Origin of the sequence: Pseudomonas putida, assembly GCF_050990305.1 — a bacterium.
In the GTDB taxonomy this organism is placed as follows: domain Bacteria; phylum Pseudomonadota; class Gammaproteobacteria; order Pseudomonadales; family Pseudomonadaceae; genus Aquipseudomonas; species Aquipseudomonas putida_AH.
Genome location: NZ_CP158817.1, coordinates 5,875,873 through 5,893,273, shown reverse-complemented (window position 1 = coordinate 5,893,273; position 17,401 = coordinate 5,875,873). Strand labels below are relative to the sequence as shown.

At 61.1% G+C, this 17,401-nt stretch carries 12 protein-coding genes; 6 read left to right on the top strand and 6 right to left on the bottom strand.

What is annotated here, in order from left to right; translation table 11 throughout:
• The first annotated feature begins 19 nt into the window (after positions 1-19).
• Positions 20-1,417, top strand: a complete 1,398-nt coding sequence (locus ABTV22_RS26795; RefSeq protein WP_433737369.1) for an MFS transporter — start codon at positions 20-22, stop codon at positions 1,415-1,417.
• Between the two features lie 9 nt (positions 1,418-1,426).
• Positions 1,427-1,942, top strand: a complete 516-nt coding sequence (locus ABTV22_RS26790; RefSeq protein WP_095197174.1) for a single-stranded DNA-binding protein — start codon at positions 1,427-1,429, stop codon at positions 1,940-1,942.
• A gap of 114 nt (positions 1,943-2,056) precedes the next feature.
• On the opposite strand, the gene ABTV22_RS26785 is transcribed toward ABTV22_RS26790, so the two are convergent.
• The gene (locus tag ABTV22_RS26785) at positions 2,057-2,608 is read right to left on the bottom strand and encodes a cysteine hydrolase family protein (protein WP_433737368.1); all 552 of its coding nucleotides are present in this window, start codon (positions 2,606-2,608) and stop codon (positions 2,057-2,059) included.
• 102 nt (positions 2,609-2,710) lie between these two features.
• Here ABTV22_RS26785 and ABTV22_RS26780 point away from each other — a divergent pair, with 102 nt between their 5' ends.
• The 3 genes from ABTV22_RS26780 (at position 2,711) to ABTV22_RS26770 (ending at position 5,863) form a co-directional block, all read left to right on the top strand.
• Positions 2,711-3,703, top strand: a complete 993-nt coding sequence (locus ABTV22_RS26780) for a GlxA family transcriptional regulator (protein WP_433737367.1) — start codon at positions 2,711-2,713, stop codon at positions 3,701-3,703.
• A 302-nt stretch (positions 3,704-4,005) separates the two neighbouring features.
• Positions 4,006-5,115: a DUF3182 family protein gene (locus ABTV22_RS26775; protein ID WP_433737366.1), complete on the top strand. Its 1,110-nt coding sequence runs from the start codon at positions 4,006-4,008 to the stop codon at positions 5,113-5,115.
• Positions 5,105-5,863, top strand: coding sequence for an alpha/beta hydrolase family protein (locus tag ABTV22_RS26770; protein ID WP_433737365.1), 759 nt, complete (start codon positions 5,105-5,107; stop codon positions 5,861-5,863). Before ABTV22_RS26775 ends, ABTV22_RS26770 begins: the two co-directional genes overlap by 11 nt.
• A 113-nt stretch (positions 5,864-5,976) precedes the next feature.
• Here the strand turns inward: ABTV22_RS26770 and ABTV22_RS26765 are convergent, their stop codons facing one another.
• From ABTV22_RS26765 to ABTV22_RS26750, 4 genes are all read right to left on the bottom strand, one after another.
• The gene (locus ABTV22_RS26765) at positions 5,977-6,963 is read right to left on the bottom strand and encodes a lysylphosphatidylglycerol synthase domain-containing protein (RefSeq protein WP_433737364.1); all 987 of its coding nucleotides are present in this window, start codon (positions 6,961-6,963) and stop codon (positions 5,977-5,979) included.
• Complete coding sequence (clsB, locus tag ABTV22_RS26760; protein ID WP_433737363.1) at positions 6,950-8,242, bottom strand: cardiolipin synthase ClsB; 1,293 nt, start codon at positions 8,240-8,242, stop codon at positions 6,950-6,952. The genes ABTV22_RS26765 and clsB overlap by 14 nt, the downstream gene beginning before the upstream one ends.
• On the bottom strand, positions 8,239-9,036 hold the full coding sequence (locus ABTV22_RS26755) for an endonuclease/exonuclease/phosphatase family protein (protein ID WP_433737362.1): 798 nt from the start codon (positions 9,034-9,036) through the stop codon (positions 8,239-8,241). The genes clsB and ABTV22_RS26755 overlap by 4 nt, the downstream gene beginning before the upstream one ends.
• A 250-nt stretch (positions 9,037-9,286) precedes the next feature.
• A complete protein-coding gene (locus ABTV22_RS26750) occupies positions 9,287-10,489 on the bottom strand; it encodes an MFS transporter (RefSeq protein WP_433737361.1) in 1,203 nt (400 codons plus the stop codon).
• 354 nt (positions 10,490-10,843) lie between these two features.
• Between ABTV22_RS26750 and ABTV22_RS26745 the strand changes: the two genes are divergently transcribed.
• Positions 10,844-12,964 carry a mechanosensitive ion channel family protein gene (locus tag ABTV22_RS26745; protein WP_433737360.1) on the top strand — a complete coding sequence of 707 codons (2,121 nt, stop codon included), beginning with the start codon at positions 10,844-10,846 and terminating at the stop codon, positions 12,962-12,964.
• Between the two features lie 132 nt (positions 12,965-13,096).
• Here ABTV22_RS26745 and ABTV22_RS26740 read toward each other — a convergent pair whose 3' ends face one another.
• Positions 13,097-17,401: a DEAD/DEAH box helicase gene (locus tag ABTV22_RS26740; protein ID WP_433737359.1), complete on the bottom strand. Its 4,305-nt coding sequence runs from the start codon at positions 17,399-17,401 to the stop codon at positions 13,097-13,099.

Sequence of the window (17,401 nt, the reverse complement as noted above, 5' to 3'; positions counted from 1 at the left end):
GTTCACATGAGGTTTTTCCATGCACGATCCCCACAGCGAACGCATGAGTGGCAGCGAGACCCGCGCGGCGAGCGGTCTGGCCCTGGTGTTCGCATTCCGTATGCTTGGCATGTTCATGGTGTTGCCGGTCCTGGCGACCTATGGCATGGACCTGGCAGGAGCGACCCCGGCCCTTATCGGGCTGGCGATTGGCGCTTATGGCCTGACCCAGGCTATTTTCCAGATTCCTTTCGGCTTTATTTCCGATCGCATCGGCCGCCGCCCGGTGATTTACTTGGGGCTGGTCGTCTTCGCCCTGGGCAGCGTACTGGCGGCCAACGCCGATTCGATCTGGGGCGTGATCGCCGGGCGCATCCTGCAGGGTGCGGGCGCGATTTCCGCCGCGGTCATGGCGCTGTTGTCGGATTTGACCCGTGAGCAGCATCGAACCAAGGCCATGGCCATGATTGGCATGACCATCGGTCTGTCGTTCGCTGTAGCAATGGTAGTCGGTCCTTTGCTGACCCGTGCTTTCGGTCTGTCCGGGCTGTTTCTCGCCACCGGCGGCATGGCGCTGTTCGGCATCCTGATCGTGATGTTCATGGTGCCGCGATCCACAGGTCCTTTGCAGCACCGTGAGTCCGGTGTCGCGCGCCAGGCATTGATCCCGACGCTCAAGCACCCGGATCTACTGCGTCTGGACCTGGGCATTTTTGTGTTGCACGCGATGTTGATGTCGAGCTTCGTCGCCTTGCCGCTGGCCCTGGTGGAAAAAGCCGGCCTGCCCAAGGAGCAGCATTGGTGGGTATACCTGACCGCGCTGTTGATTTCTTTCTTCGCCATGATCCCGTTCATTATCTACGGCGAGAAGAAACGCAAAATGAAACGAGTTTTGCTCGGCGCCGTCCTGACGCTGATGCTCACTGAGCTATTCTTCTGGCAGTTCGGCGATAGCTTGCGAGCTCTGGTGATTGGCACGGTGGTGTTCTTTACCGCGTTCAATCTGCTGGAAGCTTCGCTGCCGTCGCTGATCAGCAAGGTTTCACCGGCCGGTGGAAAGGGGACGGCGATGGGGGTTTATTCCACCAGCCAATTCCTTGGATCGGCACTGGGCGGGATACTGGGTGGCTGGTTGTTCCAGCACGGCGGTTTGTCGGTTGTGTTCCTTGGATGCGCCGGTCTGGCTGCCCTCTGGCTGGCCTTTGCTGTTACCATGCGTGAACCACCCTACGTGACAAGCCTGCGCTTGCCGTTGTCGCCCGAGGCGATCCGCGAAGCGGGTCTGGTCGAGCGCCTGAAGGCTGTCGTAGGGGTAACAGATGCAGTGATAGTCGCTGATGAGGCGGCCATTTACATCAAATTGGACACCGAACTATTGGATCGCACCACCCTGGAAAGCCTGGTGAACAACCCGGCCGGGGCAGCGTGCGTAGCCTAGGAGAACGTAATGGCCCGTGGGGTTAACAAAGTCATATTGGTCGGTACTTGCGGCCAGGATCCTGAAGTTCGCTACCTGCCGAACGGCAACGCCGTGACCAACCTGAGTCTGGCAACCAGCGAACAGTGGACCGACAAGCAAACCGGTCAGAAAGTCGAAAAGACCGAATGGCACCGTGTGTCGATGTTCGGCAAAGTGGCAGAAATCGCCGGCGAATATCTGCGTAAAGGTTCGCAGGTTTACATCGAAGGCAAACTGCAGACCCGCGAGTGGGAAAAAGACGGTATCAAGCGTTACACCACCGAGATCGTGGTCGACATGCAAGGCACCATGCAGCTGCTGGGCGGCCGTCCACAGCAGGGCGACCAACAAGGCGGTGGCAATAACTACCAGCAGTCCGCCCCACGCCAGCAGGCTCCGCGTCCACAACAGTCGGCACCGCAGCAGTCGCGCCCGGCGCCACAGCAGGCCGCTCCGCAGCCAGCTCCGGACTTCGACAGCTTCGACGACGATATTCCGTTCTAAGCATTCGCTTTCCCGAACGGCTTAGACAAAAGGCCCGTAGCGATCAGTCGCTACGGGCCTTTTGCGTTTCCGGGTTTCGATCAGCGCCTGACAGTCTCTCGGGAACGTTCGCGATCAGTTGGCCCCAAGGAACTCGTCGGTGGACACGACCTTGGCGTAAGCAAAGCCCAAGGCCGACATGAACGCGGCATGAACCTGAGCGGCGGGAACGATCAGGCCGTTGAACTCCAGATCACGGGAGGCACACGCGTCATGGATCACCGTGACGCTGTAACCCAGATCGTTGGCAGCACGGGTAATACCGTCGACGCACATGTGGCTCATGCTGCCGACAACCACCAGTTCCTTGATGCCTTGCTCGTCGAGGATCGATTGCAGCTCGGTTTCGCGGAACGAGTTGACGAAGTGCTTGAGCACCACGGGCTCATTGCCTTGATTCAGGACTTTGGGGTGCAGTTTGGCGCCGTCGGAGCCGGGAGTGAAGAAAGGGGCGGCGTCGGAGGTGAACTCGTGGCGGATGTGCACCACCGAATCACCAGCCTCGCGGAAGGCTTTGAGCAAGCGGACGGCGTTGTCGGCGGCGGCATCGGCGCCAACCAGCGGCCACTTGCCTTGGGGGAAATAGTCCTTTTGGATATCGACTACGATGAGTGCTTGCTTGGCCATGACTGTTTCCTCGAAGTGCGGTTTGGGTGTGGAATGAAGTATTGGCGTTGACGATCCATCCGTGGATTGGCCGCACCGACAATAGAAGGGGGAAAACTGACAATGGATGCACAAAGAGCAATCGCTGAATTGGGCGTGTTGATTTATCCCGGCGCGCAGATGGCGGCGGTGCATGGCTTGACTGACCTGTTCGGGGTGGCCAACCGAATCGCCGCCGACCACCAGGCGGCGCAGTTGCCGCTGTTGCGGGTCAGCCATTGGCGAGTCGAAGGCGAACAGCCGCCCACCCGGGTCTACGACAGCCATCCCGCTGGGGATGGTGCATTGGTGGCCGTGTTGATCCCGCCATCGATTGCCGGATTCACAGAAGGTCAGGCGCCAAAGGCGCTGATTCACTGGCTCAGGCAACAACACGCCCATGGCGCGACCCTTGGCGGTGTCTGCGTAGGCTCGATTCTATTGGCGGAAAGCGGCCTGCTGGATGGCCGCAGTGCCACCACCCATTGGACCTCGGCCAAAACCTTTGCCGAGCGTTATCCGGCGATCAAGCTCAAGGCCGATACACCCATCGTCGATGACGGCGACCTGATTACTACCGCCGGGCTGATGGCCTGGTCCGAACTGGGGTTGCGCCTGGTGGATCGCCTGCTGGGGCCGAGCATCGCCACAGGTACAGCGCGTTTTCTGGTGGTGGAGCACAGCGACAGTGCCAGCGAGTGCGGCAGCAACTTTGCGCCGATCCTCAACCATGGCGATGCTTCGATCCTCAAGGTGCAGCATTGGCTGCAAAGCACCGGGGCCACCGATGTGTCATTGACGGCGATGGCCGCGCGGGCAGGGCTGGAGGAGCGCACGTTCCTACGTCGCTTCCGTGCGGCAACCGGGCTCAAGCCCACGGAATATTGCCAACACCTGCGGGTCGGCAAAGCCCGGGAAATGCTCGAATTCACCAACGGCACCATCGATCACATTGCCTGGACCGTGGGCTATCAGGATCCGGGGGCATTTCGCTCGACGTTCAAGAAAATCACCGGGCTGGCGCCGAGTGACTACCGAATGCGGTTTGGAGTGACGCCGAGTGCAGCGATGCGCTAGAGGCATCAATAGAGATCGAATGTGGGAGCGGGCTTGCTCGCGAATGCGGTGTATCAGTCACCTTAATGCTGAATGACACGCCGCATTCGCGAGCAAGCCCGCTCCCACATTTTGATTTGTGCAAGGTTTGTGTCGTGCAAAATGCCAGCCTTTTAAAGGCGCTCGTGCAGAATCAAACAGGCCCCGTGCCATCACGGTCTACGCAACAAGCTGATTTCAATACGATTCCCGGGCGCCTCCGCCTGGCCTGATCCCTGCACCCCTTCAAGCACATTCATTGAGCGCCGATTGAAGGGGGACGCATGACCCCAACAAGCCGCAAAAAAATGGTGGTCGCCCATTCGGTTCATGCCGATGCACCCCTGCATGAAGTTGAAACCAATCGCGCGCTGGCCCAGTGGCTGGCGCACATCCTTGGGCTCAAATTCGGTGGCAGTTACGACCCGCAGCAGCATCGCGGTCGAGACATTTACCTCTTGCCCACTCAAACGCTGGTGGGCGCCGAAGCCGCTCGGCAATTGGGTGTCAAAGGCCCGGAGGATTTGTGGGGCGGCTATGTCGAACATGACTTCATCTGCACCAAAGCCATCAGTCACGGCCTGCTGAACCGTCATGCCCATGCGCCACAAGGCTGGGCACCGCTGTTTTCCGAACGGGTACGCCGTGTCGTGCTCGACGGGCTCAGCGTGTTTTCCTTCGAGGATGCACGGCCGGCGGCGGAGCACCTGCTCTACAGTGGGCCGATCCGTCTCAAGCCGATTCACGCCTGTGCCGGGCGTGGGCAGGAAGTCATTAAAAGCCTCGACCAGTTCGACGAAATTCTGGCGCGGGCAGAGGCTAAAACGCTGTTCCACGAAGGCGTAGTGCTGGAACAGGACCTGGATCAGGTGACCACCCACAGCGTCGGTCAGAGCTTCATCGGTGACAAGGTTCTGAGTTACTGCGGTGAGCAATACTTGACCAAGGACCCTCAAGGCGAAGAGGTGTACGGCGGTTCTGATTTGCTGGTGGTGCAGGGTGGTTATGACGAACTGCTGACATTGGACTTGCCCGAAGACGTGCGATTGGCGATCAGGCAAGCACAGGTATTCGACAGTGCCGCCGATGAAGCCTATCCCAGTTTCTACGCTTCGCGACGCAACTACGACATTGCCCACGGTGTGGCCAGCGACGGCAAGCCGCGCAGTGGCGTGCTCGAACAGTCCTGGCGCATGGGCGGCGCCAGCAGCGCCGAAGTGGCGGCGTTACAGAGCTTCGTCAACGACTCGCAGATGCCTGCGATTCGGGTGTCTTCGGTGGAAACCTACATCGATCAACCGTTGCCGGCGGATGCCATCGAGGTGTATCGCGGGGCGGCGCAGAACAGTGATTTCCTACTCAAGTACGTAACGGTCAAACCCTATGACGGCTAGAAGCGAAAGCATTCAAATCGACATCGACGACGAGCAGATGAGCGGGACCTTTCTCAGTCCCAAATCGAAAGTCCCTGGCGTGTTGTTCGTGCACGGCTGGGGCGGCAGCCAGGAGCGTGATCTGGAGCGGGCCAAGGGCATCGCCGGCCTGGGTTGCGTGTGCCTGACCTTCGACCTGCGCGGGCACACCGGCGGCACTGGCATCCCGCTGAGCCGGGTGACCCGCGAAGATAACCTGCGCGACCTGCTGGCAGCCTACGATCGCTTACTCGCGCATCCGGCACTGGATACGTCGGCGATTGCCGTGGTCGGCACCAGCTACGGCGGCTATCTGGCCTCAATCCTCACGACGCTGCGGCCAGTGCGCTGGCTGGCGCTGCGGGTGCCGGCGTTGTATCGCGACGAGCAGTGGCACACGCCCAAGCGCGACCTGGACAAGCTCGATTTGCACGATTACCGCAGCACGCTGGTGCGCGCCGACAGCAACCGGGCCCTGCATGCCTGCTCGCAATTTACCGGGGACGTATTGCTGGTGGAGTCGGAAACCGATGACTACGTACCGCACGCGACCATCATGAGTTACCGCGCGGCGTGCCAGCAGACCCATTCGCTGACGCACCGGATTATCGACGGTGCCGATCATGCGCTGAGCGATCCGATTTCACAGCAGGCCTACACCTCGATCCTCGTGGACTGGATCACGGAAATGGTCGTGGGTGAGCGGTTGAGCATTATTCAGGCGCAATGATTGGTGGTGGGCTTGCGGACGCTTTCGCGGGCAAGCCTCGCTCCTACGAGGTTCGCGAAATTCTGTAGGAGCGAGGCTTGCCCGCGAAGACGCCCGAAAGCACACCACAACAATCACTTGGGCGTCTTCGAAATCCGCAACGACTTGGCCTTGGCCTCCACCAACAAATACATCACCAACGTGATCAACAGCGGCAGCAGAAAATAGATCGCCCGATACGCCAGCAATCCCGCCACCAGACTGCCCCGTGACGCCTCATGTTGCAGCAGCGCCACGAACACCGCTTCCAGTACGCCGAGCCCCGCCGGGATGTGGGTGATGACCCCGGCGATGGCGCTGATCAGCAGCACGCCCAGCACCAAGGGATAATCGAGTTTGCTCGGCAGCAGGGTGAAGATCACCGCCGCCATCAGTGACCAGTTCAGTGCGCCGAGCGCCAGTTGCAGGATCGCCATGCGCAAGGACGGCAGGTTGATTTCCACGCCGCGAATCGCCCATTCCCGGCGTTTGGAAAACTGGCAGGCCATGAGATAGCCCGCGCTCACCAGCAACAACAAAACGCCCACGGCTTGCAGCGCGCCACTGCTGAGTTTCCAGCCCGGCGGCATCCGTACCAGGCCACTGCTGAACACCGCCCCGGCAATGACCATGTAGCCGAACCAGTTGGTGGCCAGACTCAGGCCGAGGATTTTCGCGATGTTGCTTTTGCTCACCCCCAGGCGTGAATACAGCCGATAACGCATGGCGATACCGCCGACCCAGGCACTCAGGTTGAGGTTGAAGGCGTAGCTGATGATCCCCACCGGCAGGATCTGTTTCCATGTCAGGTCCTGGCGGATGTAAGTGCGGCCGATCAGGTCGAAGCAGGCGTAGACCAGAAAACTCACCAGGGTCAGCCCGGAGGCGATGATCAGGGTGCGCACCTTGAAATCGGCCAGGGTGTCGAACACCTCACCCCACTCAATGCGCGAGGCGAACATCGTCAGCAACACGATCAGCGCCAGGAAAAACAGCATCGTCAGCGGTCTTTTCCAGCGACTCAAGCGTGACTTGGCCGGGTGCTCGACGTGGGGCGCCGCAGGGGCTTCAGTGCGGCTCATGTGGATCGCCCTCGGTCGTTGAGGTGAAGGCTTTCAGGCGGGGTTTGTGCGCCGGCAACCAACCGGCCCAGGCCGGAAAGTGCCGTAAAAAGTGGAACACCAAAAAGCCGACGGTCATGTGCCAGACCCGCCCGCGTGGGGCCTTGTCCATGGGCATGACCTTGCAGTGGTTGTCGCTGAGTTCTTCGAGCCGTTCGAACAGGTCACGGTTGAAGGCGCGATCGCGGATCAACACGTTGGCCTCAAGGTTCATCGACAGGCTTAACGGGTCGAGGTTGCTGGAGCCGACAGTGCTCCAGTCTTCGTCCACTAACGCGACCTTGCCGTGCAATGGGCGGTCGCAATACTCGTAGATCTTTACCCCGGACTTGAGCAGATAGTCGTAAGTCATGCGCGCGGCGAGTTTGGCCACCAGCATGTCGGGCTGGCCTTGCAAGATCAGGCGTACGTCCACGCCCCGGCGCGAGGCGTTGCGGATCTCGCGCAGCAATCGATAGCCGGGGAAAAAGTAGGCGTTGGCGATGACCACGCGCCGTTGCGCCGTGCGCAATACCCGACGGTAAATCTCTTCGATATCGGTCGAGTGTTCGGCGTTATCGCGATACACCAGCCGCACCTGACCATCATGGTCCGTGACGGCCATTTCCGATCGACGCTGCCGACGTCGTTGCCACCAGTATTTGGCCCGCGCCGGACGACCACATTGCAACAGGGCGAAGTGATGAATGTCGGCCACTGCCGGACCCTGCACTTCAACCGAGTAATCCTGCTTGGCTTCGGGGCCGAAGTCGGCCAGGTGATCGGCGGAGAAGTTGATCCCGCCGATGAAGGCGACTGTTCCATCTACGACCACGATCTTGCGATGCAGGCGGCGAAACCAGTTGGTGCGGATGCCCAGACGCTTTGGTGCCGGGTCGAACATCTGCAAATGCACGCCAGCGCTGCTAAGGGCCGTGAGATAACCGGTACTCAATTCACCGCAGCCGAATCCGTCGAAGCTGGCGGTGACGCGAACACCCCGTTGCGCTGCGTCGATGAGCACGGTCTTGAGCTCTTCGCCGACCTTGTCCTCGAACACAATGAAGGTTTCCAGAAGGATCTCGGTTTTCGCCTGGCGCATGGCCTCGAACACCCGAGGGAAATAAGCCTCGCCGTTCTCCAACAACTCGACGCGATTGCTACCTTGCCAACGGTACTCGACGTCGACCGCGGCAGGTTCGTTCGCTGGCGGCGCGGCAATCTGTTCCGTGCTGGTTTTTTCCATCGGTGAGCTGTTCATAGTTCGATCTCTACCGACAGCGGCGCGTGATCGGAAAGGTGCGACCAAGGGCGTGTGGTCAGCACCTGCGGACAGCTGGCCTTGAGGTTGCGTACATAAATGCGGTCCAGGCGTAGCGCCGGCAAGCGTGCGGGAAAGCTGCGCGCCGGCTTGCCGTGGTGCTCGGCGAATACCTCGCGCAAACCGCAGGGCTTGAGACAGGCATCGGCACGCTGGCGCCAGTCGTTGAAATCCCCGGCGACGATGACGGGCGCATCGTCAGGTAGCTCCTCCAGGCGACGGGCGAGCAGCCTGAGTTGTTCATCGCGATGGGTTTCACGCAGGCCCAAGTGGACACAGATCGCATGCACCTGCGGACCGTCACCGGGCAGGCGCAGGACGCAATGCAGGAGGCCGCGATTCTCATGGCCACTGATGGTCACGTCGAGGTTGTCGTGACGCACGATCTGGAATTTCGACAGCAGCGCGTTACCGTGATCGCCCGCTGGATAGACAGCGTTGCGCCCATAGGCGAACTGCGGCCACAGGGTGTCGGCAAGGAATTCGTATTGCGGCATGGCCGGCCAATTGCTGTAGCGCTTGGGGTGCTGTTCGTGGGTGCCGTGGACTTCTTGTAGAAACACCACGTCGGCAGACACGCTACGCACCGCCTCACGCAGTTCCGGCAGGATGAAGCGCCGATTCAGCGCGGTGAAGCCCTTGTGGGTGTTCACGGTCAGCACCGTGAAACGGTGCACCGTGGTCTCGATGGCTGCCTGTTCGTCGGTGACGCCCACCGGTTCAGGAGTGCTCATGGCAGCACTCCTTCGGCACCGTTCCAGGGCGTGTAGCGCCAGCCTGAAATGCCAATGTGAATCGCCGCCATGTCGCCTCCCGTCCGAGTGCCCCATTCCTTTGCTGACTGTGGGGCGACGAGGAAAGTTTCGGCGGGACTACGGGCGGTCACTCAACAAACCACCCCGTAGGAGCTGCCGCAGGCTGCGATCTTTTGATCTTTAAAAACAAAATCAAAAGATCGCAGCCTGCGGCAGCTCCTACAGGGATTTAGTGGCCGACGACGATTCGGGTGGACGACTCGGCATACGCAGGGCCAAGGCGATCCAGTCGCCCGCTCCAGGCCGTTAACGCCAACGCCACCAACACCACCAGACCACCAATCCAGGCGGTATGGATCAAGCCCATATGGGCGACGATCAAGCCACCGCCCCATGCGCCGCCAGCGATGCCGAGGTTGAACGCGGCGATGTTCAGACCCGAAGCCACGTCAACCGCATGGGGCGTGTGATGCTCAGCCTGACGCACGACATACACCTGCAACCCCGGCACATTGCCGAACGCCACGGCGCCCCAGACCAGCACGGTGGCCAATGCCAGCCATGGATTGCCGGCGGTGAAAGTCAGTACGAACAACACCGCGGCGAGCAGGGCGAAGATGATTTTCAGGGCGCTGATCGGGCCGCGTTTATCCGCCAGTTTGCCGCCCCAGAGGTTGCCGACCGCTACCGAGACGCCATACACCAGCAACACCAGACTGACAGTGCTGGCGCTGAAGCCCGAGAGATCCTGAAGGATCGGCGCCAGGAAGGTGAAGGCGATGAACGAGCCGCCGTAACCGATGGCGGTCATGGCGTAAACCAGCAACAGCCGAGGTTGTTTAAGCACCTGCAATTGCTGCAACAACGACGCGGGTTTGCTGTGGGCGATGGTTTTCGGCACATAGAGCAAGCTGCCGAGAAAGGCGATCACGCCCAGTGCCGACACGGCGAGGAAGGTTTCACGCCAGCCGAAGTGCTGGCCGATGAAGGTACCCAGCGGTACGCCAGTGACCAGCGCCACGGTCAGGCCGGTGAACATGATGGCGATCGCGCTGGCGGCTTTTTCCTTGGGCACTAGACTGGTGGCGATGGTCGAACCGATCGAGAAAAACACGCCATGGGCCAGGCCGGTGACGATTCGCGCCAGGACCAACGACTCGTAGCTCGGTGCTTTCCAAGCCAGCAGGTTACCCAGGGTGAACAGCACCATCAGCGACAACAGCAACAGTTTGCGTGGGACTTTGCCGGTCAGGGCCGTCAACACCGGGGCGCCGACAGCGACACCCAAGGCGTACAGGCTGACCAACAGGCCGGCGGACGGCAGGCTGACCCCGAGGTCGGCGCCGATGGTCGGTAACAGGCCAACGATGACGAACTCGGTCGTCCCGATGGCAAACGCGCTGAGGGTCAGCGCGAGCAAGGCAATGGGCATGGCTGCAACTCCGGTGAATTGATTTGATGGAGCGCAGTGTCGGGGTTTGGGTTGTGCGGAAAAATACAGGGATTGGCATTTGATATTTGCGTGCTGGTCAAATATCACAAAAGCACCGGTTTCTTTGTGGCGAGGGAGCTTGCTCCCGCTCGACTGCAAAGCAGTCGTAAATCAATTGAACACGGTGAGTCTGATTGATCGGGGTGGTCGATTTCGGGAGCGCTTCGCACTCCAGCGGGAGCAAGCTCCCTCGTCACACAAGTGCATACCTCCCGATCATCTGTGGGCCATTACCGAACTTGCCAGCCATTTTTCGATCAGTTCCTTACCGTCTCATCCAAAGGAGCGCGTGCTTTGATCAAGCTCAAGACCGCGATATTACTGGGGGCGCTGCTGATTCTTGGCAGTGAGGAACTGGAGGCCGCGACGATTCCGGGCGTGCCGGCCGCCACCACGACACCGCCGGCTCACCCGCAGCCGCTGGTGGAGGGCGGCCTGCTGGGCGCCATCAGTTCGAGTCTCGATGAGGTACAGGACAAACTCGATCTCAATGAAAATCTGGTCGACGCCTGGCGTTTGCGTGCCGACCGCGCAGCCGATGAAGTCGATCAGTTGGTCAATCGACCATCGGCCCGTTCGGCCTGGAGCGTGTCCGGGGATTTCCTGCTGTTGACCGCAGTGTGGGCGGGCGTCTTCGGCCTGCTTTGGATGTTCGGCAAATCGCTGGCCGAACGCCTGCGTCGGCATCGCCTGCTGCTCAGCCGAGAGCGCGGCCAGGCATTGCTGGGGTATGTGCTGCCCTACAGCATTCCGGCGGTGGTCAGCCTGCCGCTGACCCTTTACGCCAGTCACCTTTTACCCATGTCGGCGGGTCGGGCGCTGGCGCTGTGTCTGGCTTATGCCACCAGCAGTGGTGTATTTGCCGCGTCATTGGTGATGTCGTTGGTGGTGCTGTTCAACGCCGGCCATAAGCGCAGGGCGGTGGGGATCATTCGTCAGGACAGCCCACGGCCACTGTTCGTCATCGGGTTTCTGGTGGCCCTGAGCGATGCCCTGACCAGTCCGCAGATCGCACACCAGTTGGGCAGCAATCTCACCAGCAGCATTGCAGTGTTTACCGGCTTGGCGGCAACGATTTCCTTCGGTCTGCTGGTATTTCGCATGCGCCGGCCCGTGGGTCAGGTGATCCGGATTTTGCCGCTGGCCCAGCGGCGATCACAGCCGGCCTTGCGCGAAACCCTGCGGATCTTTTCCGGGCTCTGGTATTGGCCGATTCTGTTGATGGTGCTGGTGTCGATCATCAACCTGATCAGCGTCAGCGATGACAATCAGCTGGTGCTGCGCAGTGCGCTGTTTACCACCGTTTTACTGATTGCCACGGTGTTCCTGAGCACCACGCTGCATCACCTGTTCAAGTCGCGCAATGAAGCGGAGGTTCGCCGCAGCAGCGCCTACAAGGAACGCTTCCTGAATCTTTCCCACGCGTTGCTGCGTATTGCCATGGCCATCGTGTTCATCGACATCCTGGGGCGCATCTGGGGCGTGTCACTGTTCGAGTTCGCGGTGAGCAATTCGGTCGGTCGGGCGATCAGCGATTCACTGAGCCACATCGGCTTGATCTTCCTGATGACCTGGATGGCTTGGGTGGTGCTCGACACGGCAATACAGGAAGCGTTGAAACCGCCAGTCAATAAACGCTCGGCGCGCCAGCCCAGTACCCGGATCAAGACCATCCTGCCGCTGCTGCGCAATGCAATCAAAATCATTCTGGTGGTGATCTGCGCAATCACCACCATGGCCAATCTTGGGATCAATGTCGCGCCGTTCCTGGCCGGTGCAGGGGTGATTGGGTTGGCGATCGGTTTCGGCTCGCAGCAACTGGTACAGGATGTGATCACCGGTCTGTTCATCATCATCGAAGACACCCTGTCCATCGGCGACTGGGTGGTGCTCGACTCCGGGCACGCCGGCACCGTCGAAGGCCTCACCATCCGCACCCTGCGCCTGCGCGATGGCAAGGGCTTCGTGCACTCGGTGCCGTTCGGCCAGATCAAGGCCGTGACCAACCAATCGCGGCAATTTGCCTATGCGTTCTTTTCGGTGCAGTTCACTTACGACACCGATGTCGACAAAGCCATCGAACTGATTCGCGAGGCCGGGCATTCCATCAGCAGCGACCCGTTCCTCAAGTACAACCTGCAAGGGCCGCTGGATGTATTTGGCGTCGACAAGATGGACCTCAACGGTGTGGTGCTGACGGCGCAGTTTCGCACCGTGTCGGGTGGGCAATATGCGGTGAGTCGAGCGTTCAACCAGCGTTTGAAAAAGCTTGTGGATAACAGCCCATGGGCGCACTTCGCGCAGACTTATCCACAGCAGGTGTTGATGCCCAGGCATGCAGAGCCGATGCAGGATGGCGCGGACGAGCCGGAGCATTCAGCGGTGTTAATGCCGGACCGGGCGCGACCTCAGTAGTTGTGGTGGCTGTAATGGCCTCATCGCGGGCAAGCCCGCTCCCACAGGGATCTTCATTGAGCGCAGATTTTGTGAACAACAGAGACCAATGTGGGAGCGGGCTTGCCCGCGATGAGGCCGGCCCTGACAACCTCAATGCCGGATCAGCTTGAGGCGCACTTCAGCCATCACCTGCTGATCCATCTCCACCCAGAACACCTGCTTGCCGGCAATCTCTGCCGCCACCGGCAACCCATCGCGATACACCAACCGATTACTCGCCAGCGCCGGTACTTTTGCACCGGGCAATAGCGTGCCGGCGAGGTTCAGTGGATCAACCCCGCACACCGCGATCAGACTGCTGTCTTGGGGCCGACGGCGTACTTCGCGCAGCAATGGAATGGCCTCAGGCAAGGCGAATTGCTCGCCTGCCAGGCCGCTGACAAACCGTCCCCCACGGATCTCGCCTCGCGCCTCCAGGCGATGGAAAGTACGTAGCAGTTCACGCCAGCTCGGCAACCAGTCCGCTTCGCGCTCCAGCAATCGCCAGAACACCACGCCATAGCGGCGCAGCAATGTCATGGCGATGTGTTCCAGCGTGTCGGCAGGTATTGTCGCCGGGCGCGGATTATCCACAGCCAGGGCCGGTGGCCCGCGTCGAAGCAGCGCCCAGCGTCCGGCATCGTCCATGCCACCGATAAACGCACCGCGCCCACGACGGCTGCCGCGATTCTGTCGCTTGTTGGCGGGGGTAATCAGCGCACGCAGGCCGGCGAAGCTGTCGGCATTCACCCGCCCTGCGCCGACGAGTTCTTGCAGGGCGACCTCCAGCTCTGTGCGCAACACATGGGCCTCATGCACTAACTCATCGAAAAACAAAGCGCCGTGCTGGCGCAGTGCTTCGTAAACCTTTTGGGTCTTGGGCGACAGCTCGCTCACCGGCGTCTGCTCGGTCAAGTCGCTCCAGAGCCCGACCCGATGGCGCGGTAACAACACAATCGGCGTGCTGCGCAGGGCCGTGCCGGCGCTTTTGTTGTGCGCCGTGAGCCGGGTCCAAACCAGTTTGCCGCTGCGACACAAATCATCCAGCCAGGTGGGCGCATAATTCTTGAGCCGTGCTGGCAGGATCTCGTCATCCCAGGCTGACGCAGCGGCAGGGTAGCCTTCGAACTGCGCGACGATTGCTGGGAGCATGGCATGACCCTGGCCTTGGGTGGCGCTGGACAGATGCTGCCAGTCGAATAGAAATCGCATGAAATCCTGCAACGCCACCGGCTCGATTTCCCGCCGCAACCGCTTGACGGTGTAACGATGAATCCGTGCCAGCAAATGCCGTTCGCACCATTGCTCCTGCGTCGCATCCGGTGTGAAGCGACTACGCAGCACGTAACCTTCACGCTCCAGTTGTGCCAGTGCTTGAGCGACCTGTGTTGCAGGTAGTCCAAGCGGTTCGGCAATCGCATTGAGCGGCAATGGGCCGAACGCGCCGAGCCGAGCACGAATCACTTCAACCACGGCGGCGTCCGCTTCCCAGGCTTCATCAAATCCCGGCAAGGCCTCCAGCGCCGGCTTCAAATCACCCTGTGGATAAATCGCCCGCAGACACGCCAGCCGCTCCCGCGCCAGCCACAATGTGTTGTCGAGGCGGCAGGCACGGCCGTTGTCGGCCAGGGCATTCAACCAATCGAGCCAGCCCGGATGAGCCTGGGATTCTGCGTCGGTGATGCACGCCAGACTCATCAACGCCTCGTGCATTTCATCGACACCGCTGGGCGCCGGCCAGGCTTCTTCAGCCACGGCGGCGATGGCATCAGCGTCCAGCGCACCGAGGTCGTCGGTGGATTGCGGGTCGCTCCAGCGGCGATTGAGCACGGCTTGAGTACGGCGTTCCTCCAGCGGTGCATCGTCGAGAAAGGTGTAAGGCCGGGCGCTGAGAATTTCCGCGGCCAGCGGCGAGGGCGCCGGCAGGTCGCGACTGATCAGGCGTACCTCGCCCTGTTCCACGCGCCGTAACAACGCCAGCCAGCCTTCGGTGTCCATGGCTTCGTGCAGGCAGTCGTCGAGGGTTTGTTCCACCAACGGATGGTCGGGAATTTCCCGTTCGCCCACGAGGTTTTCCACGCAGGCGATCTGATCGGGAAACACGCTGGCGATCAGGTCTTCGCTTTTCATCCGCTGGATTTGCGGCGCGACTTTGCGTCCTCCCGAATAACGCGGCAACGCCAGGGCAACCCCGGCATTCCAGCGCCAGCGCACGCCGAAAAGCGGTGCATCGAGTACGGCCTGGATCAGGATGTGTTCCGCGCTGTTGCTGTGCAGGTAGCGCCAGACGTCGTCCAGCTCGAAGCTGTGGCTGGTGGACAGTGACAACACGATCGCATCTTCGCTGGCGGCAGCCTGCAATTCGAAGTTGAAGGTGCGGCAAAAACGCTTGCGCAGGGCCAGGCCCCAGGCGCGGTTGATGCGACTGCCGAACGGCGTATGGATGATCAATTGAGTGCCGCCGGACTCATCGAAAAACCGCTCCATCAGCAGCGTGTCCTGGGACGGCAGGGCGCCCAGGGCCTGGCGAGCGCGGGCGAGGTATTCAATCAATTGTTCGGCGCTGGCGACATTGAGGCCAAGGGTCTCGGTCAACCAGTCGGTGGCCGGTTGCAGGTTGCCCGGTGTGGCGCTCAATCGTTCATCCAGTTGCGCTTGCAGGCGGGCGACAGCGAACGACAGTTCAGCGCTGCGTCCCGGTGCTTCCCCGAGCCAGAACGGAATGGTCGGCGGTTGTCCCTGGGCATCCTCGACCCGCACCTTGCCGGTTTCAACCCGCAGGATCCGGTACGAGGTATTGCCCAACTGGAACACGTCGCCGGCAATGCTTTCCACGGCAAAGTCTTCATTGATGCTGCCGATGTTCAGCCCCTGGGGTTCCAGCAACACGCTGTAGTCGGCGTTGTCCGGAATGGTTCCGCCGCTGGTCACCGCCGTCAGTTTGGCGCCTCGACGACCGCGCAGGGTGCGGTTCACGGCATCGCGGTGCAGGTAGGCACTGCGGATGCCCTGGCGCCCGTTGTAGCCCTCGGCGAGCATGCGCAGCAGTGCCTGATAGTGCTTTTCGTCGAGCGCGGCGTAGGGCGAGGCCTGGCGAAACTGTGCCAGCAAGGCGTCCTCTGACCATTCCTGGCAACTGACCTCGGCGATGATCTGCTGGGCCAGCACGTCCAGTGGCGCCTGCGGGATCTGTAGCGTGTCGAGTTCGCCCCGGCGTACGCAATCAAGCAGGGCGGCGCATTCGATCAGGTCGTCACGGGTGGTGGCGAACAAACGCCCTTTGGGCATGCCGCCCACTTGGTGTCCGGAGCGCCCGACTCTCTGCAGAAACCCGGAAATTGAGCGCGGCGAGGCGATCTGGCACACCAGGTCGACATCGCCGATGTCGATGCCCAACTCCAGCGACGCGGTGGCGATCAGCACTTGCAGCTCGCCTCGCTTGAGCCGCTGCTCGGCATCGAGGCGAAATTCTTTGGCCAGGCTGCCATGGTGGGCGGCCACGGCGTCCTTGCCCAGGCGTTCGCTCAGGTGTCGGCTCAAGCGTTCGGCAAGACGCCGTGTGTTGACGAAAATCAGCGTGGTGCGGTGTTCGCGGGCGAGGGCGGCGAGGCGGTCGTAGACCAGCTCCCAGACATCATTGGCCATCACCGCCGACAACGGCACCGGCGGCACTTCGATGTCCAGGTCTCGTGGGCGTGCATGACCGATGTCGATGATCTGGCAGTCGCGATCACGACCGACCAGAAAGCGCGAAACCGCCTCGATGGGTTTTTGTGTCGCTGATAACCCAATGCGCACCAGCGGTTCGGCACACAGCACCTGCAAGCGTTCCAGGCTCAAGGCCAAGTGACTGCCGCGTTTGCTGCCGGCGATGGCGTGGATTTCGTCGACGATCACCGTGCGCGTGGTGCCCAGCATTTTTCGGCCCGAATCGGAGCCGAGCAACACATAGAGCGATTCCGGGGTGGTCACCAGTATGTGCGGTGCGTTTTTGCGCATCGCCGAGCGGTCTTTTTGCGGCGTGTCGCCGGTACGCACGGCGGTGGTGATCTGCAATGGCGGCAGGCCCATCACGCACAACTGTTCGGTGATACCGGCCAGCGGCGTTTGCAGGTTGATGCGGATGTCGTTGGACAGCGCCTTGAGCGGCGATACGTAGACCACCAGGGTTTCGTCAGGCAATCCACTATCAGTTTCCAGTCCCCGATGGACCAAGTCGTCCATGACCGCGAGGAATGCAGTGAGGGTCTTGCCGGACCCGGTGGGCGCGGCGACCAGTGTCGAGCGGCGCTGGCGGATCAGCGGCCACGCCCGGGCCTGGGCGGCGGTGACCGTCGCGAAGGTGTGGCTGAACCAGGCACTGACGGCGGGGTGGAAGCCGTCCAAGGCACTGTCTGCGGGGATGGGCAGGTTCAT